23 protein-coding genes and 1 tRNA gene are annotated in these 21,260 nt (G+C 64.3%); 11 read left to right on the top strand and 13 right to left on the bottom strand.

What is annotated here, in order from left to right:
- Positions 1–122: 122 nt before the first annotated feature.
- Positions 123–1,664, top strand: coding sequence for an alkaline phosphatase D family protein (locus AB7M16_RS18485; RefSeq protein WP_453944748.1), 1,542 nt, complete (start codon positions 123–125; stop codon positions 1,662–1,664).
- A 3-nt stretch (positions 1,665–1,667) separates the two neighbouring features.
- On the opposite strand, the gene AB7M16_RS18490 is transcribed toward AB7M16_RS18485, so the two are convergent.
- Positions 1,668–2,051, bottom strand: coding sequence for a response regulator (locus AB7M16_RS18490; protein ID WP_246709104.1), 384 nt, complete (start codon positions 2,049–2,051; stop codon positions 1,668–1,670).
- Positions 2,052–2,229: 178 nt separating this feature from the next.
- On the opposite strand from AB7M16_RS18490, the gene AB7M16_RS18495 reads away from it, so the two are divergent.
- The 7 genes from AB7M16_RS18495 (at position 2,230) to AB7M16_RS18525 (ending at position 9,332) form a co-directional block, all read left to right on the top strand.
- On the top strand, positions 2,230–2,994 hold the full coding sequence (locus tag AB7M16_RS18495) for a Crp/Fnr family transcriptional regulator (RefSeq protein WP_212260398.1): 765 nt from the start codon (positions 2,230–2,232) through the stop codon (positions 2,992–2,994).
- A gap of 75 nt (positions 2,995–3,069) precedes the next feature.
- Positions 3,070–3,786, top strand: coding sequence for a prolipoprotein diacylglyceryl transferase family protein (locus AB7M16_RS18500; RefSeq protein WP_453944749.1), 717 nt, complete (start codon positions 3,070–3,072; stop codon positions 3,784–3,786).
- Positions 3,767–5,212: a radical SAM protein gene (locus AB7M16_RS18505; RefSeq protein ID WP_453944750.1), complete on the top strand. Its 1,446-nt coding sequence runs from the start codon at positions 3,767–3,769 to the stop codon at positions 5,210–5,212. The genes AB7M16_RS18500 and AB7M16_RS18505 overlap by 20 nt, the downstream gene beginning before the upstream one ends.
- The gene (locus AB7M16_RS18510) at positions 5,209–5,430 is read left to right on the top strand and encodes a hypothetical protein (RefSeq protein WP_212260395.1); all 222 of its coding nucleotides are present in this window, start codon (positions 5,209–5,211) and stop codon (positions 5,428–5,430) included. The genes AB7M16_RS18505 and AB7M16_RS18510 overlap by 4 nt, the downstream gene beginning before the upstream one ends.
- Entirely contained in the window at positions 5,427–5,711 is a 285-nt protein-coding gene (locus AB7M16_RS18515) for a hypothetical protein (RefSeq protein ID WP_453944751.1), read from the top strand. Before AB7M16_RS18510 ends, AB7M16_RS18515 begins: the two co-directional genes overlap by 4 nt.
- Positions 5,712–5,950: 239 nt before the next feature.
- Positions 5,951–7,777 carry a translational GTPase TypA gene (gene typA / locus AB7M16_RS18520; RefSeq protein WP_453944752.1) on the top strand — a complete coding sequence of 609 codons (1,827 nt, stop codon included), beginning with the start codon at positions 5,951–5,953 and terminating at the stop codon, positions 7,775–7,777.
- 307 nt (positions 7,778–8,084) lie between these two features.
- Positions 8,085–9,332 (top strand): flavin monoamine oxidase family protein, encoded by a 1,248-nt coding sequence (locus AB7M16_RS18525; protein WP_453944753.1) that lies wholly within the window; start codon positions 8,085–8,087, stop codon positions 9,330–9,332.
- A 93-nt stretch (positions 9,333–9,425) separates the two neighbouring features.
- Here AB7M16_RS18525 and AB7M16_RS18530 read toward each other — a convergent pair whose 3' ends face one another.
- From AB7M16_RS18530 to AB7M16_RS18545, 4 genes are read right to left on the bottom strand one after another with little or no spacing between them, the layout of a single operon-like run.
- Positions 9,426–9,833 (bottom strand): thiol-disulfide oxidoreductase DCC family protein, encoded by a 408-nt coding sequence (locus AB7M16_RS18530; protein ID WP_453944754.1) that lies wholly within the window; start codon positions 9,831–9,833, stop codon positions 9,426–9,428.
- A gap of 60 nt (positions 9,834–9,893) precedes the next feature.
- Positions 9,894–11,213 carry a DoxX-like family protein gene (locus AB7M16_RS18535; protein WP_453944755.1) on the bottom strand — a complete coding sequence of 440 codons (1,320 nt, stop codon included), beginning with the start codon at positions 11,211–11,213 and terminating at the stop codon, positions 9,894–9,896.
- Between the two features lie 8 nt (positions 11,214–11,221).
- Positions 11,222–11,689: a DUF2269 family protein gene (locus AB7M16_RS18540; RefSeq protein WP_212260390.1), complete on the bottom strand. Its 468-nt coding sequence runs from the start codon at positions 11,687–11,689 to the stop codon at positions 11,222–11,224.
- Positions 11,686–12,585 carry an alpha/beta hydrolase family protein gene (locus AB7M16_RS18545; protein ID WP_453944756.1) on the bottom strand — a complete coding sequence of 300 codons (900 nt, stop codon included), beginning with the start codon at positions 12,583–12,585 and terminating at the stop codon, positions 11,686–11,688. Before AB7M16_RS18545 ends, AB7M16_RS18540 begins: the two co-directional genes overlap by 4 nt.
- A 266-nt stretch (positions 12,586–12,851) precedes the next feature.
- Here AB7M16_RS18545 and AB7M16_RS18550 point away from each other — a divergent pair, with 266 nt between their 5' ends.
- Together AB7M16_RS18550 and ppa are read left to right on the top strand one after the other, a co-directional pair.
- Positions 12,852–13,361, top strand: a complete 510-nt coding sequence (locus tag AB7M16_RS18550) for a GNAT family N-acetyltransferase (protein WP_024338772.1) — start codon at positions 12,852–12,854, stop codon at positions 13,359–13,361.
- A gap of 179 nt (positions 13,362–13,540) precedes the next feature.
- Positions 13,541–14,077: an inorganic diphosphatase gene (gene ppa / locus AB7M16_RS18555; protein ID WP_027573074.1), complete on the top strand. Its 537-nt coding sequence runs from the start codon at positions 13,541–13,543 to the stop codon at positions 14,075–14,077.
- 134 nt (positions 14,078–14,211) lie between these two features.
- Here the strand turns inward: ppa and folD are convergent, their stop codons facing one another.
- The 3 genes from folD to AB7M16_RS18570 are packed head-to-tail and all read right to left on the bottom strand — an operon-like array spanning position 14,212 to position 15,748.
- Positions 14,212–15,096: a bifunctional methylenetetrahydrofolate dehydrogenase/methenyltetrahydrofolate cyclohydrolase FolD gene (folD, locus tag AB7M16_RS18560; protein WP_453944757.1), complete on the bottom strand. Its 885-nt coding sequence runs from the start codon at positions 15,094–15,096 to the stop codon at positions 14,212–14,214.
- 10 nt (positions 15,097–15,106) lie between these two features.
- The gene (locus AB7M16_RS18565) at positions 15,107–15,442 is read right to left on the bottom strand and encodes a DUF167 domain-containing protein (protein WP_172787891.1); all 336 of its coding nucleotides are present in this window, start codon (positions 15,440–15,442) and stop codon (positions 15,107–15,109) included.
- Between the two features lie 15 nt (positions 15,443–15,457).
- Positions 15,458–15,748, bottom strand: coding sequence for a YggT family protein (locus tag AB7M16_RS18570; RefSeq protein ID WP_018645113.1), 291 nt, complete (start codon positions 15,746–15,748; stop codon positions 15,458–15,460).
- Positions 15,749–15,951: 203 nt separating this feature from the next.
- On the opposite strand from AB7M16_RS18570, the gene AB7M16_RS18575 reads away from it, so the two are divergent.
- Positions 15,952–16,027: transfer RNA gene (locus AB7M16_RS18575), tRNA-Ala, on the top strand.
- A gap of 119 nt (positions 16,028–16,146) precedes the next feature.
- Here the strand turns inward: AB7M16_RS18575 and AB7M16_RS18580 are convergent.
- From AB7M16_RS18580 to AB7M16_RS18600, 5 genes are all read right to left on the bottom strand, one after another.
- Complete coding sequence (locus tag AB7M16_RS18580; RefSeq protein WP_271510128.1) at positions 16,147–16,959, bottom strand: enoyl-CoA hydratase; 813 nt, start codon at positions 16,957–16,959, stop codon at positions 16,147–16,149.
- 98 nt (positions 16,960–17,057) lie between these two features.
- Complete coding sequence (locus AB7M16_RS18585) at positions 17,058–17,852, bottom strand: glutamine amidotransferase (RefSeq protein WP_453944758.1); 795 nt, start codon at positions 17,850–17,852, stop codon at positions 17,058–17,060.
- A gap of 129 nt (positions 17,853–17,981) precedes the next feature.
- A complete protein-coding gene (locus AB7M16_RS18590) occupies positions 17,982–18,761 on the bottom strand; it encodes an SDR family NAD(P)-dependent oxidoreductase (protein WP_453944759.1) in 780 nt (259 codons plus the stop codon).
- A 185-nt stretch (positions 18,762–18,946) separates the two neighbouring features.
- The gene (locus tag AB7M16_RS18595) at positions 18,947–19,468 is read right to left on the bottom strand and encodes a tellurite resistance TerB family protein (RefSeq protein WP_172787902.1); all 522 of its coding nucleotides are present in this window, start codon (positions 19,466–19,468) and stop codon (positions 18,947–18,949) included.
- Between the two features lie 341 nt (positions 19,469–19,809).
- The gene (locus tag AB7M16_RS18600) at positions 19,810–21,219 is read right to left on the bottom strand and encodes an adenylate/guanylate cyclase domain-containing protein (RefSeq protein WP_172787887.1); all 1,410 of its coding nucleotides are present in this window, start codon (positions 21,217–21,219) and stop codon (positions 19,810–19,812) included.
- Between the last annotated feature and the right edge of the window lie 41 nt (positions 21,220–21,260).

Consider the following 21,260-nt stretch of genomic DNA (forward strand, 5'->3'; position numbering starts at 1 on the left):
CTTGCGCGCGTTATTGCTGCGTCACATTGTCTCAATATAGCTTGCTCCGTCATCCCGGGCGCGCAACGCGCGAACCCCGGAATGAGGTGCCTTCCTGCAAGCTCGGGTTCGGAGCCATCTTCATGAACATTAGGTTCTCCCGCCGCCGCTTCCTCGCCACCGGCGCGGGTGCACTCGGCACGATGGCGATGCCATATCTTTCCCGCGCGGCCGACCGGCCGGTGGTCACCCACGGCGTGCAATCGGGCGACGTCACCGTGGACGGCGGCGTGGTGTGGGCGCGCGCCGACCGTCCATCGCAGATGCTGGTGGAGGTGGCGACCATCGAGTCGTTCAAGGATGCCCGCGCGCTGCCGCCGATCGCGGCGCTGCCCGAGAGCGACTTCACCGCGAAGCTGCTGGTCGAAAATTGTCCGGCCGGCCAGGACATCTTTTACCGCGTCCGCTTTCGCGATCTCTCCCACAGCGCGATCGAGGGCGAGCCGGTGACCGGCCGCTTCCGCACCGCGCCCGCCGACCGCCGCGACGTCAGCTTCGTCTGGGGCGGCGACGTCGCAGGGCAGGGCTGGGGCATCAATCCCGACGACGGCGGCATGTTCACCTTCTCAACCATGCGCAAGCACCGGCCGGACTTCTTCCTGCATTCGGGTGACACGATCTATGCCGATGGCCCGATCCAACCCGAGGTGAAGCTCGCCGACGGCAAGATCTGGAAGAACCTCACCATCCCGGAGAAGGCCAAGGTCGCCGAGACGCTGGACGAGTTCCGCGCGGCGCACAAATACAATCTCACCGACGACAATCTCCGCGCCTTCAATGCCGAGGTGCCGATCTTCGTGCAGTGGGACGACCACGAGGTCACCAACAACTGGTCGCTGTCGAAAGACTTGCCGGCCGCCTACAAAGTGCGCGACATCTCGCTGCTCGCGGCCCGCGCAGGCCGCGCCTTCCACGAGATGTACCCGCTGCGGGAGAGCATCACCGAGCCCGGCCGCGTCTATCGCCAGATCTCCTACGGCCCGCATCTCGACGTGTTCGTGCTCGACGAGCGCAGCTATCGCGGGCCGAACGGCGCCAATCTCGAAACCGCCTATGGCCCTGCCAGCTATTTCCTCGGCCCGGACCAGATTGCCTGGCTCAAGCGCGGCCTGCTGAACTCGCGCGCGACTTGGAAGGTGATCGCGTCCGACATGCCGATCAGCCTGATCGTCTCGGACACGCCGAACGGCGGCTCGGAAGCCGTTGCGCAGGGCGACGGCCCGGTGCGCGGCCGCGAGCTCGAGATCGCCGACATCCTGCGCTTTATCAAGATGGCGCCGATCAGCAACACGGTGTGGCTGACGGCGGACGTGCATTACGCCGCCGCGCACTATTACGATCCGAACAAGGCGCAATTCCAGGAGTTCGAGCCGTTCTGGGAATTCGTCTCGGGCCCGCTGCATGCCGGCACGTTCGGTCCGAACGCGCTCGACAACACCTTTGGCCCCGAGGTGCGCTTCGTCAAGGCGCCGGGCAAAGACAGCCAGAACCTGCCGCCGTCAGCGGGCATGCAGTTCTTCGGCCACGTCAAGATCGACGGCGCCTCCGGCCAGATGACGGTGACCCTGCGCGACCGCGCCGACGTCGCGCTGTGGTCGACTACGCTCGACCCGAAGCAGAGCTGACCGCTAATCGGCGGCGCGCGCCTGAAGCGCCGCTTCCAGTGCCTCGCTGGAGCACGGCTTCTGCAGCCGCGGCCGGCCCGCCAATTCGGACGGAATACGCGCTTCGGCGCCGTAGCCGGTGACGAAGACGAACGGAATCTTCAGCGCGATCAGCCGCTCGGCGATCGCAAAGCTCGTCTCCCGGATCAGCTCGACATCAAGCAGCGCGAAATCGGGTGTCCGTTTCGCGATAGCGTTTAGCGCCTGCGTCACCGAACCCACGGTCCGCACCGCGGATACTCCAAATCCGAGCAGGCGATCCTCGAAATCGATCGCGATGATCGGATCGTCCTCGACGATCAGAACATCGGCCGGCCAGCCTGTGCCATTGGAGGGTGCGGGTGCCATGATCGCATCTTGGTTGGGGGGTTTTGGATCAGGACTGCCGCGACACGATGCCTGCGTCCAGCGCATCGGAGGGTTCCCGGAACGAAACTCACCACATCGTCGTTCTCTGGTCTGTCCACTTGTGCACACAGGAAACGGATGGAACTCGCTAAGGTGAAAGGAAGGGTGGGAGTTCAGGATGGATGCGCGTATCGGCAAGGTCACCGAGGTCGAGAGCCGGCCGGCCAACAATCTGCTGCGGCGCTTGAGCCAGGTCGATTACGGCCTCCTGGCACCGCACGTGACCGTCGAGGAGTCTGCAGCAGGCCACTTGCTCTACAATCCCGGCGATGACGTGCAGGTCGTCCACTTCCCCTGCGGCCCGTCGCTCGCGACTTTCCTCGTGCCCAACGAGGACGGCCGCGACGTCGAAACCATTCTGGTCGGCCGCGAAGGCGCGGTCGGCGGCATCGTCAGCGAGGGGTTTCTGCCGGCCTATACCCGGATCTGCGTGAAATTCGGCGGACCGTTTGCGCGCATTCACGTCGCCAAGCTGGAAGCAGCCAAGCTGCGCTCGGCATCACTGCGCAACGTCTTCGCCCGCTATGCCGATTGCATGCTGGCCCAGATCTTCCAGTCGACCGCCTGCAACGCGATCCATTCGATCGAGCAGCGCACCGCCAAATGGATTTTGGCTGCGATGGAGCGGACCGGCGACGAGACCAGCGTGCCGCTGACCCATGAACAGCTCGCGACGCTGCTCGGGGTGGGCCGCTCCTATGCTAGCCGCGTGCTTCAGTCGTTCAAGGCCGAAGGCGTGCTCGACACGAGGCGCGGCTCGATCCTGGTCCGCAGCCGCGACGGCCTGAGGCTGCGCGCCTGCCTGTGCAACGATGCCGTGAAGATGCATTTCGAGGAGGTGCTGCGCGGGGTTTATCCGACCGAGGAGCGGGAGGCCGGGTAGCTTCTTGCTTCTCCCTTGTGGCGCGATAATGCGCGGCGCGCCGTTCTAACCGCGGTCGTGCTATACTGCCCCCGCATGAGCGGGGCTTTCCTTCACACTCTCTTCGACATCCTGGCCTGGCTGGCGGCGGCGGCCGCCGTCTATTGGCTGTCGCGACGGGGCTTGCAGTTTCCGGCGCAATCCTTCGCGCTGCCCTATGTCGCCGCGCTGGTGTTTGGCGCAGGCCTTGGCGCCTATCTGTTCGGCTCCGCCAATCTGTGGCTGTCAGGGCAAAACGGCATTGCGCGCTCGGTCGAGGGTGCGCTGGCCGGCGGCATCGTGGCAATCGAGCTCTACAAATGGTCCGCAGGGATCACGGTGCGAACCGGCGCGCGGTTCGCGTTGCCGCTGGCGCTCGGCATCGCGATCGGCCGGATCGGCTGTTACCTCGCGGGTCTCGACGATTTCACCTATGGCACGCCGACGGCCCTGCCCTTCGGCCATGATTTCGGCGATGGCGTTCGCCGCCATCCCGTGCAGCTCTACGAGAGCGCGGCCATGGCTCTGTTCGCGCTCGTCTATGCGCTGGCGGTTTTGAACCGGAACGCGTTCGCGATCACCAATGGTTTCTACCTGGTGCTCGCCTATTACGGAGCGCAACGCTTCCTATGGGAATTCCTCAAGCCCTATGGCACGCTGGTCGGACCCCTGACCCTGTTTCACCTGCTGTCGCTGTCGATCCTGCTCTACGCCGCTTTCATGCTGGCGACGGCACCCAAAGCGAGACCCGTGCATGAACGCGCCGTTGCGTAAGTCGCGTCCCTACATCTTCTGGGGCCAGACCCAATCCCTGTGCGAGACCTGCCTGAAGCTGGTGCCGACCAAGATCCAGATCCAGGACAACGAGGTCTGGTACGAAAAGCGCTGCCGGGAGCACGGCGTGCAATCGACGCTGGTGTCGACGGATGCCGCCTATTGGCGGCTGTGCAAGGAATTCATCAAGCCGGGCGACCGGCCGCTGCAATTCCAGGAGCGCACCCAATTCGGCTGCCCCTATGATTGCGGCCTCTGTCCCGACCACGAGCAGCATTCCTGCCTGGCGCTGATCGAGATCACCGAGCACTGCAATCTCACCTGCCCGGTCTGCTTCGCCGAATCCTCGCCGGCACGAACGAAATTCACGCCGCTCGCGACGGTCGAGAAGATGCTCGACGCGCTGGTTGCGAGCGAAGGCGAGCCCGATCTCGTGCAGATTTCCGGCGGCGAGCCGACCCTGCATCCTGACTTCTTCGAGATCCTGGACGCGGTACGCGCCCGCCCGATTCGCCATGTCATGATCAACACCAACGGCCTGCGCATCGCCCGCGAGAAGGATTTCGTGGCACGGCTTGCCGAGAACAGGCGCGGGCTGGAGGTCTACCTCCAGCTCGATTCGCTGCAGCGCGATGCGCTGACCAACCTCCGCGGTGCCGACTTGCGAAAAATCCGCCAGCAGGCGCTGGAGAATCTCGAGCATTACGGCATCTCGACCACGCTGGTCGCGACCATCAAGCGCGGCGTCAACGATGCCGAGATCGGCGACATCGTGCGCCACGCACTGACCTGGACATGCGTGCGCGGCGTGACCCTGCAGCCGGTCCAGGATGCCGGCCGCAACGAGAATTTCGATAAGAACACCGACCGCATCATGCTGTCGGAGATCCGCAAGCGCGTCGTCGAAACCGGCGTGTTCGGCGACAAGGACATGATCCCGCTGCCCTGCAACCCCGAGAGCATCTCGATAGGCTATGGCCTGCGCAACGGCGAGAAGGTGCTGCCGCTGACGTCGCTGATCCCGCAGGAGCAGCTGGTGGCGGTGATGCCCAACACCATCAGCCCGGAAAAATATCCGATGCTGCGGGAAAAGTTCATCGACCTGTTCTCGCTGTCCTCAGGCCCCCTCAACACGTCCGAGCGCGTCTGCGAATTGTTGTGCTGCCTGCCGAGCTTCCAGGTGCCGGACGGTCTCACCTACGAGAACGTCTTCCGCGTCACCATCGTGCAGTTTCTCGACCGCTTCAATTTCTGCGTCGGCAACGTCAAGCGCAGCTGCATCCATTTCGTGACCGAGCAAGGCGCGATCATTCCGTTCGACACCTACAATCTGTTCTACCGCAACGGGAAGATCGACGGCATCCGTGCCGCGCTGGCCGGCGACACTTATCGAGAAGCCAGGCAGAGCGAGGAGATGCCTCGTTGAGCGAGACGTCGTCACCTCCACCGTCGCGAAGCGGATGCGCCACCGCGCTCATGGTGATGTTCGGGGTGATTCTGCTGTTGCCGGGCATCTGCGCCTTGATTTTCGTCGCCGACTCGTCGTTCCACGTCGATAGCCGTTTCATCCCCGTCCTCGTCCTTGCACTACTGGCGGCATTCGCCGGCGTGTTGCTGATTGGGGCCGCGAGAAAGAAATCATGAGCGATTCCAGTCTCAACCCACCGGCAGTGCCTCCGCAGGCCCCGCAACAGCGCGGCGGCTGCCTCACCGCGCTGATGGCGATCGCCGGGATCTTCATGCTGCTACCGGGCCTCTGCGCACTGCTGTTCGGCGGAATGTCGGTGGTCGAGGACGGCAAGATCCCCTCCGACATCGCGTCGCTGGTCTTTTTGGGACTAGTCATCGGCATCGGCGGGGTCGCCATGACCTGGGCGGCGATCAAGGGGCGCAAGGCCCCCGCCCATCCCCCGAACCAGCCCTAAGCCCCGGGGATTTCCGGAGAAAATTCAGTCAACCAACGGCCAAAGAACACATTGTTTTTTGGCCGTTTTTGCATATATTGCGCCGCAACGCGCAGGGCGCCCGGTCTGATATGGCCGGGCTTCCTTTTTGGGCGCAAAGCGCCCCGTTTCCAGTCTTCCAGCGTTGTTTCGAGAAGAGGTCCCGGTCCGACCGGCGAGATCGCGCTTAACCCATTGTTCGACCGCAAAGAAGCTCACTCATGAATCTTCGTAACGTCGCCATCATCGCCCACGTCGACCACGGCAAGACGACCCTGGTCGACAAACTCCTGCAGCAGTCCGGCACGTTCCGCGAGAACCAGAAGGTGACCGATCGCGCCATGGACTCCAACGATCTGGAGCGCGAGCGCGGCATCACCATCCTGGCCAAGGCGGCCTCGGTGCAGTGGAAGGACACCCGCATCAACATCGTCGACACCCCTGGCCACGCCGATTTCGGCGGTGAGGTCGAGCGCATCCTGAACATGGTGGACGGCGCCCTGGTGCTGGTCGACGCCGCCGAAGGCCCGCTGCCGCAGACCAAATTCGTGGTCTCCAAGGCGCTCAAGGTCGGCCTCAAGCCGATCGTCGTCATCAACAAGGTCGACCGCCCCGACGCGCGTCCGACCGAAGTCATCAACGAGGTGTTCGACCTGTTCGCTGCGCTCGATGCCAGCGAGGAGCAGCTCGATTTCCCGATCCTCTACGGGTCGGCCAAGCAGGGCTGGATGGCGGACAGCCCCGAAGGTCCGCAGGACAAGGGCATGGAGCCGCTGTTCGACCTGATCCTGCGCCACGTCGCCCCGCCGAAGGTCGAGGAAGGTCCGTTCCGGATGATCGGCACCATCCTCGAGGCCAACCCCTATCTCGGCCGCATCATCACCGGCCGCATCTCCTCCGGCACGCTGAAGCCGAACCAGCAGGTCAAGGTGCTGAACGCCGACGGCAAGCTGGTCGAGTCCGGACGCATCACCAAGATCCTGGCCTTCCGCGGCCTCGAGCGCACCCCGCTCGACGAAGCCGAAGCCGGCGACATCGTCGCCATTGCGGGCCTGACCAAGGGCACCGTCGCCGACACCTTCTGCGACCCGACCGTCGAGGTGCCGCTGCCGGCGCAGCCGATCGACCCGCCGACCGTGTCGATGTCGTTCATCGTCAACAACTCCCCGCTCGCCGGCACCGAAGGCGACAAGGTGACGAGCCGCATGATCCGCGACCGTCTGCTCCGCGAGGCCGAAGGCAATGTCGCGCTGCGCGTGGTCGAGGCCGCGGACAAGGACGCGATGGAAGTGTCCGGCCGCGGCGAACTTCAGCTCGCGATCCTGATCGAGACCATGCGCCGCGAGGGCTTCGAGCTCTCGGTGTCGCGTCCGCGCGTCGTCTACCAGAAGGACGAAGCGACCGGCGCCACCATGGAGCCGATCGAGGAGGTCGTGATCGACGTCGACGAGGAGCATTCCGGCGTCGTCGTGCAGAAGATGAGCGAGCGCAAATCCGAGCTGATCGAGATGAAGCCCTCGGGCGGCAACCGTCAGCGCCTGGTGTTCTACGCGCCGACCCGCGGCCTGATCGGCTACCAGGGCGAATTGCTCACCGACACCCGCGGCACCGCGATCATGAACCGCCTGTTCCACGGCTATGCGCCATACAAGGGCGAGATCCAGGGCCGCCGCAACGGCGTCTTGATCTCCAACGACCAGGGCGAGGCGGTGGCCTATGCCATGTTCAAGCTGGAAGACCGCGGCCCGATGATGATCGAGCCGGGCTGGAAGGTCTATCGCGGCATGATCGTCGGCGAGCACACCCGCGACAACGATCTCGAGATCAACGTGCTCAAGGGCAAGCAGCTCACCAACATCCGCACGACCTCGAAGGACGAAGCGGTGCGCCTGACCCCGCCGATCCGCATGACGCTGGAAAAGGCGCTCGCCTATATCGAGGACGACGAGCTCGTCGAGGTCACCCCCAAGTCGATCCGCCTGCGCAAGAAGCACCTCGACCCGAACGAGCGCAAGCGCGCAGAAAAGGCCAAGGAAGCGGTGGCGTAAGGTCGCCGCTCTAACTGTCATTCCCCGCGAAGGCGGGGAATCCAGTGCCGTAGGGTGGGCAAAGCGCAAGCGTGCCCACCAATCGAGATCCCCATAGGCAATGGTGGGCACGGCGCAAGGGCGCCTTTGCCCACTCTACGAAACCCAACGACTGTCATGCCCCGGCTTGACCGGGGCATCCAGTACGCCGCGGCTTCTCGGCTCTATAACGACTGCCTCTGGAATACTGGATCACCCGCCTGCGCGGGTGATGACAGCCGACTTGTGGCGGCTTCAGCACACCCGGCGAACGTGCTAGAGCCCGTCCATGACCTCTCTCCCCTCCTCCGTCGACGTTGCGATCATCGGCGCTGGTGCCGCCGGTCTCGGCGCAGCCCATGCGTTGCACGGCTCCGGCCTCTCCGTCATCGTGCTGGAGGCCCGTGACCGGCTCGGCGGCCGGGCCTGGACGGTGCAAGCCTCGCCCGAGGTGACGTTCGACGTCGGCTGCGGCTGGCTGCATTCGGCGGACAAGAACTCCTTCGTGCCGATCGCGCGACAGCTCGGTTTCGAGCTGAACAAGGACCTGCCGCCCTGGCGCGAGCGCGCCTATGGCAACGCCTTTCCGGAAAGCGAGCGCGACGATTTCATGCGTGCGATGGACGCCTTTTACCAGCGCGTGTGGAAGGCCGCGCAAACGGGCAAGGACGAGCCCACGAGCTCGCATTTGGAGCCTGGCAATCGCTGGAATCCGATGATCGACGCGATCTCGACCTATATCAACGGCTGCGAGCTGAAGGATATGTCGACGCTGGACTGGGACGCTTATGAGGATACGAACTTCAATTGGCGCGTTCGCCGCGGCTACGGCGCGCTGATTGCGGCTTATGGTGCGCCCTGCCCGGTGGCGCTGAACTGCAACGTCACGCTGATCGATCACTCGGACAAGCGCATCCGCATCGAGACGTCCCAGGGCACGCTGACCGCAAACAAGGTGATCGTCACCGTGCCGACCAATCTGATCGCCGATGAAGCGATCCGCTTCTCACCGCCGCTCCCCGCAAAGGTGAACGCAGCGGCCGGCCTGCCGCTCGGCGTCGACGACAAGGTGACACTGGGGCTCGACGACGCCGAGGCTTTCCCGAAGGAGGGCAACTTACGCGGCGCCACCATGCGCACCGACATGGGCACCTACCACATCCGCCCGTTCGGCCAGCCCTGCATCGAGGGCTTTTTCGGCGGCAGCTTTGCCCGCGAGCTGGAAGATGCCGGCGACGGCGCAATCGCCGCGCAAGCTATCAACGAGATCGCGGGTTTCCTCGGCAACGATATCCGGCGCAAGCTGAAGCCGCTCTGCGAGTCCCGCTGGGCTCGCGATCCCTTTGCGCGGGGGTCGTATTCGCATGCATTGCCGGGGCATGCCGGAGATCGCGCTGTGCTGGCCGCGCCGGTGGATGGGCGATTATTTTTTGCGGGGGAAGCGACGTCCCCAACCTTCTTCACGACGGCGCATGGCGCGCGGGACAGTGGCGAGCGAGCGGCGGGGGAAGTGCTCGCGACTCTGGGAACGTCGTAGCTCCACACTTCCGTCATTGCGAGCGTAGCGAAGCAATCCAGACTGCCACCGCGGAGAGATTCTGGATTGCTTCGCTGCGCTCGCAATGACGAATTATTCGATCACCCGCGCCCGCAAATCCGCGTCGGGCACGAAGCAGGCATCGTACTTGCCGAAGATGCGATAGCGGTTGTGCGCGACGAGGCTGTACACGAGGTCCCGCAGCGGCTTCGGCACGGCGAACAGCCCACGCACCCAGCCCCAGCCGGGGAGCTGCGACAGCACCGTCAGCGCAGCATCCGACTTCATGAACACTTCGCCGCCATGGATCACCGCATTGGTATCGGGATCATCGGGGTCGATACCGAACGTGCGCGCCAACCGCGCCCCATAGTCCGACTGGATCGGCGTGAAGCGAAAGCGCCTCGCCTCATCCCGCTTGGCGACGAAGCGTACCCAGCGTGAGCAGAAGATGCAGATGCCGTCGAACAAGATAACGTCATCGTCGGGCCATTTTCGCATCAGACTCTCTTTTTGACGCGTTTTCTTCATGCGAACCGGAATCCACTTCGCTCGAAAACGCTATCGGTTATCCAGGATGAGCAACGCAACGAGCATCAGCACGATCGCCGGCCCGGTTTTCACCAGCGCGCCGAGCGGTTCGATCCACAGGTCGGGCGTCAGGATCGCCGCGCCCACCATATACCCGAGCGAGGCGACGATTCCCGTGACGAGCCCGACCGCCGCGGTGCGGCGGAAGGCGATCAATACGCCGATGCTCATGTCCATCAGGCTGGTGCCGATGGTGATGGGATCGACCAGCGCGGGCGGAAAATTGTGCGCGCTCAAGATGCCGGCGGCGGCAGGATAGGACACGAACAAGGCGATGAAACCGGAGACGACCCAGAACGCGACCAGGCTTGCGAAGATCAGCGCCTTGACCAGAAACAGGCGCGCGAACCATTTGTCCTGGATGCTGGCAGGATGGCGTCCGATCGTCTCAGGCAGCGTCTTCGGCGCGATGCCCGTCGCGGCGATCCACGCTGACGGATCGCCTGTCACGCCGCGACGGAGCTCGGCAATGGCGGTGGAGCGCATCGGCGGCATCCAGCCGAGATGGCTGGCGATATCACCGAGTTTCGCGCCGAGATCGAGCATGAGGCGCGGCATCGCGATGCGCGGCCAGCCGGCCGTGCCGAATGCAAGGCGAAACGGCTTGATGACGCCGGCCATGGTGACCGGTTCGGCCGCCATCAGGTCCCAGCTCACCGCCCTTAACGAGGCACCGTCGATGTCGCATGCCGCGAGCCAGGCGATGGTCACCGAAATATCCTCGATCGCCACGGGCTGGAATGGCGTTGCCATTTCCTTGGCCGGCAAATCGATCGGAAAGGCAGCAAGCGTGCGGAGCATGGCGCTGCCGCCATAGGCTGAGGGTGCGACCACGAAGCCGGGCCGCAGGATGGCGTGGGGAATGCCGCTAGCCCCGATCAGGCGCTCGGCCTCGCGCTTGGTCGTGGCGAAGGCGGTGCGATCCGCCTCCGCGGCGCCGGGGATCGAGATGTGCACCAGTCGGATTGCGCGGCCGCAGCCGCCGATCGCCTGAAGCAGCCGCGCGACGAAATCGCGATGCACCGCGCTCGTGTTGCTGCCGGGGCCATCCTGGAGCACGCCGAGGCAGTTCACGACGACGTCCACCGCATGCTCGCTGAGGAAACGCATCAGCGCGGCCGCGTCGAGGATGAGGATCGGCAGCTCGATGTCCAGCGCGCTCATCCTCTGCGCCGGCGACAGGCTCCGCGCCACGCCGACGACGCGAAAGCCCCGCGTGCGCAGATCGTCGGTGATGAAGCGGCCGATCAGGCCGGAGGCGCCGAGCACGAGAATGGTGCGCTGGTTCATCACGTGTCTCAAAACGGTTTCGCGATCATCAGCCACAGGATGGCCATCGTCGCCCCGAAGCCGGGGAAGCCGAACGCGAACCAACGGCGGAACAGCACGAAATAGCGCTGTGGCAGCGCACTGCGCTGCGCAGCAGCCTTGCGCGCGAGGTCGCGCATCTCGATCTGCATGAACACCACCGGCACCCAGAACAACCCGGCAATCGCATAGAGCGCGAGTGAGGCCAGCAGCCAGCGCTCCGCGATCGACGTCGCCGACAGCATCATCAGCACGCCGCCGCTGACCGGCTGGAGGATCACGGCCGACAGCGTGAAGATCGCGTCCGCGATGACGACGACCGAAGCGGTGCGGGCGATGAACTCCGGATCCTGCGTGCGATGCGCCATCAGCATGAAGAAGGCGATGCCGGTCCCGGTGCCGAGAATGACGATGGCGCCGAGCACGTGAACAAATTTGACCAGGAAATACAGCGTCATGGCTTCTTGGTCGCCACAGGCTTGCGCGGGTTCAGCACGCGCGCGAGCTCGCTGCCGGCGGCTTTGACGCCGGCTTCGGTTTCGATCATCCAATGGCCTTCGCTGCCGACGGCCGGCAGCGGGCGAAACTCGGCCTTGCCGCCAGTGCCGCGAAACGCATCGACGAGTTTGTGCGAGAATGCAGGCGCGAAATAGCTGTCATTGCGCGCAACAAGCCAGGTGACGGGAATGCGCGCGGTCTTGCCGAACTCCGCTGCCGCGGCGAGCAGCGTATGCGGCGCGCAGATTCTGTTCGGCTCATCATTGGCATGGCCGCCGCGTCCCGGAGCAAACACCGTGATGGCGGAGATCACCTTCGGATCGGCATTGGCAAGCGCCACCGCACCCCATCCGCCGGCGGAATGGCCGATCACGATCGCGCCGTCCTTGCGGATGAAGTCCTGCTTTTGCAGATGAACCAGCGCCCGCGAGATTGCGTCGGCCGTTGCGCGGCCCGAGCGTGCGTAATCGGCTTCGTCGCAGCCGCCCTGATCCTCGAGGTAGCGGCCGCCGGTTGCACCATGGCCGGGCCGCTCCGGCACCAGCACGGCAAAGCCGCGCGCGACGAGATAGGCGGCAAGCGGACGGTATTCCGGCTGCGGCATTTGCGCCCGACGCAACGTGTTCTGCGTCGAGGCGTGGGCGATCACCGCGAGCCGGAACGGACCTGGGCCGGAGGGGCGAAACAGCACGGCATGCGCGCCAAGCTCGGTATCCGGCGTGGGCACGCGCCAGTCCTGCCGACGCAACGGCGCGCCCTCCTCTCCCGATGGACCAAACCTGACCTGCGCACACAGAGGCGGCGCAGTCAGCAAAGCCAGCAGAGGCAGGAGCGCGATGATGTTGAGGAGCCGCATGAATTGCCGAGAGCGAGCGCGAACAGCGACAGCCAGATTAGTAGGAACGAATCATTATCGGCCGACTTTCTGCGGTGCCATTGCCGTCCCCTCGTTGCCGCGACGTAGTTTTGCACCGACGCCGGCCCTGCGGTTGGCGTTTGACATGGCGGCTTGTCCTCTTTCGGCACAACATGGCCGAAATACTGATGCAGAAAGTCCACAGGTTAACCGATAATTAACGATAGGTCTTGCCGCCGACGCGGCGACTTGGTTTGATCGCGTCCATGAGCACAACCCTGATCGAGGTCCGGCCGGCCAAAGCCGCAGATGCAACTGCGGTGGCGTCGACCCATGACGAAGCCTGGCGTTCGGCCTATCAGGGCATCATTCCCGGGGCCGAGCTGGAGAAGCTGATCAACCGCCGCGGTCCGCAGTGGTGGGACAGCGCGATCCGCAAAGGCAGCCGCGTCAGCGTGCTGGTGTTCGGCGACAAGATCGCAGGCTACGCCAATTACGGTCGCAACCGGGCCCGCAGCCTGCATTTCGACGGCGAGATCTACGAGCTGTATCTGCGGCCCGAATTTCAGGGCCTCGGCTTCGGCCGCCGCCTGTTCGCCGCCGCCCGCCGCGACCTCATGCAGAGCGGCCTGAAGAGCATGGTGGTGTGGGCGCTCTCGGACAACGACCCCGCCACCGAGTTCTACCGGGCCTTGGGTGGCCGCATGGTGGCACGCTCGTCGGAGCGGTTCGGGCCGAAGGCGCTCGACAAGGTTGCCTTCGCTTGGACCAATTGAGCTGCTGAAACCCTAATCGGGCAGCGTTCCCATCCGTCGATACCGCCGGCCGCTCGAGCCGGTGATCGCCGGATTCATTATTTCACAAAAACGCGATGGATCAGCGGGCCAAGCCCGCGTATGACAGCGCCAAAATCGCTGCCGGGCGCGATTTATCCTCGGCAACAACGGAGCCTTGAATGCGTATCGATGCGGTCTCGATCGGAAAAAACGTCCCCCACGATGTCAACGTCATCATCGAGGTCCCCGTGGGCGGCGAACCGATCAAGTACGAGATGGACAAGGAGGCCGGCACGCTGGTGGTCGACCGCTTCCTCTATACGCCGATGCGTTACCCCGGTAATTACGGCTTCATCCCGCACACGTTGTCGGATGACGGCGACCCTTGCGACGTGCTGATCATCAACACCCGCGCCATCATCCCCGGCGCCGTCATGAGCGTGCGCCCGGTCGGGGTGCTGTTCATGGAAGACGAAGCCGGCGGCGACGAGAAGATCCTGGCGGTGCCGTCGTCCAAGCTGACGCAGCGCTACGACAAGGTGAAATCGTACTCCGACCTGCCCGACATCACGCTGCAGCAGATCCAGCACTTCTTCGAGCACTACAAGGATCTCGAGAAGGGCAAGTGGGTGAAGATCCTGCGCTGGGGCGGCCCGGAGGAGGCGCACAAGCTGATCCTCGAAGGCATCGAGCGCGAGAAGAAGAAGAAGGGCTAGGCTTCCGTGCCCCGGACGCAGCGCAGCGTGAAACGATGCGCTGCTGAGCCGGGGCCCAGTACGGTGGCGCCATGGGTCCCGGCTCAGCGTCGCGTCATTTTATGCCGCGCCGCGTCCGGGACGCGAGAGCTTGCTTACACCGCCGGCTTCGGCAGCCCTGCGATGGCACACGCCGCGCGCAGCGTGTTCACCAGGAGGCACGCTACCGTCATCTGGCCGACACCGCCCGGCACCGGCGTGATCGCGCCGGCAACGGCAAGCGCTTCCTGATAGGCGACGTCGCCGACGAGGCGCGTCTTGCCGTCCTCCTTCGGAATGCGGTTGATGCCGACATCGATCACGGTCGCGCCCGGCTTCAGCCAGTCGCCGCGCACCATCTCTGGTCTTCCAACCGCGGCATAGACGAGGTCCGCTTTCTTCACGAGGCCGGGCAGATCGCGCGAGCGCGAATGCGCGATCGTCACCGTGGCGTTCTCGTTCAGCAGCAATTGCACGAGCGGGCGGCCGACCAGGTTCGAACGGCCGATGACGATCGCGTTCATGCCCTCCAGCGAGGCATGCACGCTCTTGGTGAGGATGATGCAGCCGAGCGGCGTGCAGGGCGACAGCGCATCGAAGCCGCCGGCGAGCCGGCCAGCATTGTTCGGATGCAGCCCGTCGACGTCCTTGCCGGGATCGATGGCGTTGATGACGGCCCCGGTGTTCAATCCCTTCGGCAACGGCAATTGCACGAGAATGCCGTGCACGGCGGGATCGCGGTTGAGCTTTGCGACCAGCGCCAGCAGATCTGCCTGCGAGACGTCGGCCGGCAGCTTGTGCTCGAACGAGGCCATGCCCGCGGCCTGAGTCTGGGTGTGTTTTGAGCGGACATAGACCTCGCTGGCGGGGTCATTGCCGACCAGGACCACTGCAAGGCCCGGCACCAGGTTGTGCTCGCGCTTGACGCGGGCGACCTCCTCAGTGACGCGGCCACGGAGTTCTGCCGCAATGACTTTTCCATCGATGATCTCAGCGGTCATGTCAGTTCCCTCAGTCCTTCGATTTGGCCGATACAAGCTGGCGCAGGGCTTCGCCGAGCCGCGCCGGATCGCCGTCGACTGCGATCTGTTTCAGCCGCGACGTGGCTCCGGATAGCAATTTCACGCTGGCCTTGGGCACGTCGAGTGATTTCGCCAGCAGCAACAGAACGGCCTTGTTGGCCTCGCCGCCATCGGCGATGGCGCGCACCCGCACCTTGAGCACGCTGCGGCCATCCGAAAGTTGCTCGATCCCGTCGACGTCGTCGCGGCCTCCGCGCGGCGTCACCCGCAGCGCGATGCTGATCCCTGCGGCCGAGTAGCGCCAAGGCTCCTTGTTGGCAACCAAGGCGCTCCCGCCCGCTTAGATCACGTTCGGGTAGATGTAGTACAGAATCACCCGCTCGATGAACATGATGATCAGGATCAGGATGATCGGCGAGATGTCGAGACCGCCGAGACTGGGCAGGAAATTGCGAATCGGCGCAAGCAGGGGCTCGGTGATCCGGTACAGGAACTCCGCCACTGCCGAGACGAACTGGTTGCGGGTGTTGACCACGTTGAAGGCGATCAGCCAGGACAGGATCGCGGAGGCGATCAGCAGCCAGACGTAGAGATCGAGCACGATGATGACGATGTCGAGAACGGCACGCATGGCTTTTGAGGCCTCTGGCTTTTGAAAACTCTGGCTCGGTCGGGATTGACGCCCCGTTGCTAGATATCGGTTCCCCCCGGCCCAAACAAGGGAAGTCGGCGCCCGGATGGCTAAAACCCGGTTACACGCGTCCTTGACTTGACCTTGGCGGGGACTTAAATGGCGCCCGGTTGTCGGCCGCGTTCACCAGAGCGGCCAGCAAAGGGGCCATAGCTCAGCTGGGAGAGCGCGTCGTTCGCAATGACGAGGTCGGCGGTTCGATCCCGCCTGGCTCCACCAGCCTTCGCTGGCTTCGCCAGCTTCGGCTCGGCAAGCCACGTCGAACTCTATCGCAGCGAAGCCAGCGAGGGCTGCCGCAGCGTAGCCCGAAGGGCGGAGCCGGGCTCCCTCCGAATCCCCTACCTCCCCGTAAACCTCGGCGGCCGCTTCTCCATGAAGCTCGCTACACCCTCGCGGAAATCGCTCCCGTTCAACGCCACCATCATTTCGCGGTTGGCCTCGATCGTCGCCTCGGCCAGCGTCTGGAACGGCACCTCGTAGAGCTGACGCTTGATCACGGCCATCGCGCTCGGAGAGACGAAATCGGCGAGATCGCGCGCGTAAGCGTAAGTGTCCTCGCGCAGCTTCTCCGGTGGAGAGAGCCGGTTGACCAGCCCGATCCGCAACGCCTCATCGCTGGAGACGCGCCGCGCCGAGAGCAACAGATCCAGCGCATTGGCGTGGCCGACGATGCGCGGCAGCATCCAGCTGATGCCGTGCTCGGCGATCAGGCCGCGCCGCGCGAAGGCGGTGGTGAACACGGTGTTGTCGGCGGCAAAGCGCAGGTCGCAATAGAGCGCATGCACGAGGCCGATGCCGGCCGTGGCGCCATTCAGCATCGCGATGACCGGCTTCTTGATCGAAGGATAGTAGCCGTACCGCGTCTGCCAGTCCGGCCGGCGATTCATGTCGAACGGCGGCAGGTTCGAGGCACGCCTGACGTCGTTGGGATCGAGGCCCTTCAGCGCATCCATGTCGGCGCCGGCGCAGAAGGCGCGGCCCGCGCCGGTGAGGACGATGACGCGGACGTTGTCGTCGGCGTTCGACGCCTCCATCGCGTGGCGCACGTCGCGCTCCATGATCGGCGTCCATGCATTCATTCGATCGGGGCGATTGAGCGTGATGGTCGCGATCTTGTCGCTCACCTCATAGAGAATGTGTTCGTAGGCCACGGCGCTCTCCCTTGCTTGCCGGCACGCATTGGTGCGCGATCGTTTGCAGAGAGCCTAGCATATCCAGGGAAGAGGCAAGGACTTGCGCGAAGGCGCGATCACTCGGCGGCTTGCGCCAGCACCGGCCGGCGCTCCAACCAGCCGTCGATGAAATGATCGAGCCAGGCGCGTTCGGCGACATCGTAGACGGCACGATCCGCGAAGTGATGATGCCGCTGCCGCGCCCCAGGCGCGCTGAAGCCGTCGTAGCCGCGCGTGGTCCAGCGGCACATCATCGCGTAGGTCACATCGGGGTGGAACTGCACACCGAAAGCATTGCCGGCGCGGAACGCCTGCACCGGGAAATCATCGCCTTCGGCGAGCAAGTCGGCGCCGAGCGGCAGCTCAAAGCCCTCGCGATGCCAATGATAGACCTGCGCCGGCCAATGCGGGCAGAGCGCGCGGCCTGCGGCGGTCGGCCTGATCGGATAGTAGCCGATCTGCGTCAGCGCCTGCGCATGCGGCGCGACACGGGCCCCGAGCTGCATCGCCAACATCTGCGCACCGAGGCAAATGCCGAGCAACGGCCGCTGTTCGCGGAGCGGAATTTCGATCCAGTCGATCTCGCGACGGATGTAATCGTCGGGATCGTTGGCGCTCATCGGGCCGCCGAAGATCACGGCGCCGGCGTGCTGATCGAGCGTCTCGGGCAGGGGATCGCCGAAGCGGGGACGGCGGATGTCGAGGCGATGGCCGAGCGCGCGCAGCGCATTGCCGACGCGGCCGGGCGTCGAGCACTCCTGATGCAGGACGATCAGAACCGGCAGCCGGGTTTCAGCGGCGGCGGCGCGCGGCGCCCTCTGTGGGAAGGCGACCACCTCTGCGCCACTAAACCTGTCCGTCCGGAACGACATGGCCTCTGCGAGTGCTATCGGTTCAGACCGCCAGCATAGCTAAGCGATAGTTAACATCGTGTGAGTTTGCGCACACACGCCGCGTGCTTGAAGCAAGCTCCGGGCCACTACGGACGCGGGCGGCGTTATTCAGCGCCGCTGCCTCTGGAACCGGCTGGTGGCCGCCAGGATGAAGCCACGCGGAAAGAAGCGCAGCGCGAACGGCACAATCTTGATGCCAAAACCTGGCAGCACTGCCCGTTTGTTGGCCATCAGGCCGCGATAGGCCTCGCGCGCAACTTGGTCGGCAGAGACGTTGAGGGCGGCCGTGTCATGTTGCGAGCCAACGCGGGCGCGGGCCTGGAATTCCGTAGGCACCGGGCCCGGGCAAAGCACGGTGACGCGGACGCCGCGGGGCGCGAGCTCCGCCCGCAATGCTTCGGTGAAGGAGATCACATAGGCCTTGGACGCGTAGTAGACGGCCATGCCGGGGCCGGGCAGGAAGCCTGCAACCGAGCCGACGTTGAGAAGACCGCCCTTGTTCCGGACGAGTTGATCGGCGAAGCGCAGCGACAGATCCGTCAGGGCCCGGACGTTGACGTCGACGACGCCGAGCTGCGTGTCGTGATCGCGCTCGATGGCATCGCCGAACACGCCGAAGCCGGCATTGTTGACGAGATGATCGAGCTCGACGCCCTCGGCGGCAAGTGCTGCGGCGATCCTCTCGCCGGCATCCGCGTTCTCGAGGTCGCAGGCGATCACGATCGGCTTCTTGCCGCCCCTGGCGGCGAGCTCGCTCGCGAGCGCTTCGAGCCGATCCACCCGTCTCGCGGTCAATGCGAGGCGATGTCCATTGGCGGCAAACACACGCGCCAGCTCCATCCCGATGCCCGCCGAGGCACCGGTGATCAACGTTACCCGCTCAGTCACGATCGAAGTCTCTTGAATTGAAGTCTGTGGCCCCGGCAATGGCTGAACGAGAGCATAGGCCGTACGCGCCACGCAAGCGGCGCAGGCAGCATGGCTGCTTGAGAAGGCGACAGGGGATCAGCAAAGACCGGTATTTGCAGCCGAATCCGCAAAAGCGGGGCCGCCCGGCTTACATTAAAGTTTCGTCATGTGGCGCGCAGGCCAGGCAATCCGCCGGGGACAGGTCCGACAGCGCGATCCTTGACCTGGCCACCGGCACGCTCCGCAACGGCGTGCTTCAGCTCGATGCGGTCGCGCTGGGAAATGCCGAGCAGATCGGACGCGCGCCAGACCACATTGTCCTCGAACTCGCTGACCTCTCCGTCGGCATAGACCAGCTCCCACATCATCTGCACGATCCGCTTGCGGCCCGCTTCGTCGAGCGAGCGCATGATGACGCTGGTGAAGTGATAGAGGTCGACGGCCTCACCCTCGACCTGGGTGGCATCCGCGATCAGACGGTCAGCGGTGCCGCGGTCGAGCCCGAAATGGCTTTCGATCAGGCTGTGCAGCTTGCGCTGCTCGGCCGCGCTGGGCTGGCCGTCCAGCGAGACCACATGGACCAGCAGCGCGGTCGCGGCCAGCCGATAATCGCTGTCGCCGAAGGCGCGGTCCTGGGCTTGGGGACCGACAATGTCGGCGATGAATTGGCGCAAGCCGTCGAGCATAGGTCCTACCGAGATCGATGACGCCGCAAGGAGCGCGGCCGTTACCAGCATTATATGAGCGGGAAACTCAACCGCCGCAACGTGCGTCAGTTCCGCGCGCGCATTACGTTTCGGCAATCTGGGAGGTGCCTTCGGCCTCATGACAAGGGCCGACCCGGCCATGACGATGGAGGATGTATCACCCATCTGCCTCTACAGCGTCATTGCGAGCGCAGCGAAGCAATCCAGAACCCTTTCCGCGGAGACAGCCTGGATTGCTTCGTCGCATCAGCGCAAAATTGCTTCGCAATTTTGTCGCGAGCTCCTCGCAATGACGGAGATGGTGGCAAATTCCGCTGGTCTCACGGTATCTCGTACACCACCATCTTGTCGGCGATGCCGCGGAGCGCGGCCTGTTTCTGAATCGGCTTGATCTCGCGCTGTTGAAGGATTTCGGCAACCGCCGGCACGTCGAGCACCGGGCCGGTGATGTGGATCTCCTGCGCGGTGGACAGGCTCTGCACGCGGGCGGCGATGTTGACGGTCTGGCCGAAATAATCCTGCCGCTCGTTGAGCATCACCGCAAGGCAGGGGCCTTCATGGATGCCGATCTTGAGAATGAGATCGTTGGCGCCGCGTTGCTTGTTTAATTCGTCCATGGCTGCACGCATGTGCAGTCCCGCGGTGATGGCGTGCTCGGGCCTGACGAAGGTCGCCATGACGGCATCGCCGATCGTCTTCACCACCGCGCCCTTCTCGGCCGCGATGATCTCCAGCAGCGCACGGAAATGCGCTCGCACGAGATCGAAGGCACTGAGATCGCCGACGCGCTCGTACAAGGCCGTCGAGCCCTTCAGGTCGGTGAACAGGAACGTCAGGGACGTGATCTTCAGCCGCTGGTCGACGTTGAGATTGTCGGCCTTGAAGACGTCACGGAAGGTCTGATTGGAAAGCATCCGCTTGGCGGTCAGGATCGGCTTGCGCTTGCCGATCATCTCATGCAACGCGTCGGCGGCAATCCAGACCGACGGCAACACGCGATTGCCTGATTGGTTCTCGAGCGTGAGACGCAGCGGTCCGGGACGCATCACGGTGGTCCCCGTGGGCGCCTCCAGCTTGTTGAACATGATCGAAAGCTGCTGGCGTTCGCTGGTCGGCTCACCCTGGACATCCAGGAAGTGGGCGGAATGGGTGACCGGCTCGAAAACGATGATGAACTGGCTGGGCAGGTTCAGCGAGAGGATCGCCTTTTCTCCCGCAGGCAGTTCGAGCGCTTCAAGCGTCACTTCGTTGATCAGGCGTGAAAACGATTCCTCGTTGATGTCGACACCCGAGCTCCAGAACATCTGTCGCACATATTCCCAGATCGGCAGCGTGTCGGGATCGTGAGCCCCGATGCGGCGGACCCGCGGACTGACGGTGAAGGCGACTTCGACCATCTCGTCGACGGACGCCTCGTATCCGGCCGCACAGAGAGCGCAGTTGTAGTCCTCGTGCTTCAGCGATTTCAACGTTGCATGCGCGCCCAAGACACCACCGCAGCCCGGACACAGCACGTTCCAGCTCATGTCGAACAGGCCGAGCCGTGAGGCGTGCAGGAATCCGGAAATGACCTTCTCCTGATCGAGCCCGGTACGATCGGCAAAATCGAGCACATTGATACGGTTGAGATCGCGATCATGACCATTGGCGATCAGCTGCGCGATCGCATCGACCACCTCTGGGTCGGCGGTCTGCTTCAGAACGGAGAACTGGGCCTGGATGTCGCTCATGGCGAAACTCTATCTAGGGTGGGTCACGCCAACGGCCAGAC

This window comes from Bradyrhizobium sp. USDA 372 (assembly GCF_053629095.1).

Bases quoted from the DNA above. Each gene is read 5' to 3' on its own strand.
- AB7M16_RS18485 (WP_453944748.1), top strand. From the start codon at position 123: ATGAACATTAGGTTCTCCCGCCGCCGCTTCCTCGCCACCGGCGCGGGT.
- AB7M16_RS18490 (WP_246709104.1), bottom strand. From the start codon at position 2,051: ATGGCACCCGCACCCTCCAATGGCACAGGCTGGCCGGCCGATGTTCTG.
- AB7M16_RS18495 (WP_212260398.1), top strand. From the start codon at position 2,230: ATGGATGCGCGTATCGGCAAGGTCACCGAGGTCGAGAGCCGGCCGGCC.
- AB7M16_RS18500 (WP_453944749.1), top strand. From the start codon at position 3,070: ATGAGCGGGGCTTTCCTTCACACTCTCTTCGACATCCTGGCCTGGCTG.
- AB7M16_RS18505 (WP_453944750.1), top strand. From the start codon at position 3,767: ATGAACGCGCCGTTGCGTAAGTCGCGTCCCTACATCTTCTGGGGCCAG.
- AB7M16_RS18515 (WP_453944751.1), top strand. From the start codon at position 5,427: ATGAGCGATTCCAGTCTCAACCCACCGGCAGTGCCTCCGCAGGCCCCG.
- typA (WP_453944752.1), top strand. From the start codon at position 5,951: ATGAATCTTCGTAACGTCGCCATCATCGCCCACGTCGACCACGGCAAG.
- AB7M16_RS18525 (WP_453944753.1), top strand. From the start codon at position 8,085: ATGACCTCTCTCCCCTCCTCCGTCGACGTTGCGATCATCGGCGCTGGT.
- AB7M16_RS18530 (WP_453944754.1), bottom strand. From the start codon at position 9,833: ATGCGAAAATGGCCCGACGATGACGTTATCTTGTTCGACGGCATCTGC.
- AB7M16_RS18535 (WP_453944755.1), bottom strand. From the start codon at position 11,213: ATGAACCAGCGCACCATTCTCGTGCTCGGCGCCTCCGGCCTGATCGGC.
- AB7M16_RS18540 (WP_212260390.1), bottom strand. From the start codon at position 11,689: ATGACGCTGTATTTCCTGGTCAAATTTGTTCACGTGCTCGGCGCCATC.
- AB7M16_RS18545 (WP_453944756.1), bottom strand. From the start codon at position 12,585: ATGCGGCTCCTCAACATCATCGCGCTCCTGCCTCTGCTGGCTTTGCTG.
- AB7M16_RS18550 (WP_024338772.1), top strand. From the start codon at position 12,852: ATGAGCACAACCCTGATCGAGGTCCGGCCGGCCAAAGCCGCAGATGCA.
- ppa (WP_027573074.1), top strand. From the start codon at position 13,541: ATGCGTATCGATGCGGTCTCGATCGGAAAAAACGTCCCCCACGATGTC.
- folD (WP_453944757.1), bottom strand. From the start codon at position 15,096: ATGACCGCTGAGATCATCGATGGAAAAGTCATTGCGGCAGAACTCCGT.
- AB7M16_RS18570 (WP_018645113.1), bottom strand. From the start codon at position 15,748: ATGCGTGCCGTTCTCGACATCGTCATCATCGTGCTCGATCTCTACGTC.
- AB7M16_RS18585 (WP_453944758.1), bottom strand. From the start codon at position 17,852: ATGTCGTTCCGGACGGACAGGTTTAGTGGCGCAGAGGTGGTCGCCTTC.
- AB7M16_RS18595 (WP_172787902.1), bottom strand. From the start codon at position 19,468: ATGCTCGACGGCTTGCGCCAATTCATCGCCGACATTGTCGGTCCCCAA.
- AB7M16_RS18600 (WP_172787887.1), bottom strand. From the start codon at position 21,219: ATGAGCGACATCCAGGCCCAGTTCTCCGTTCTGAAGCAGACCGCCGAC.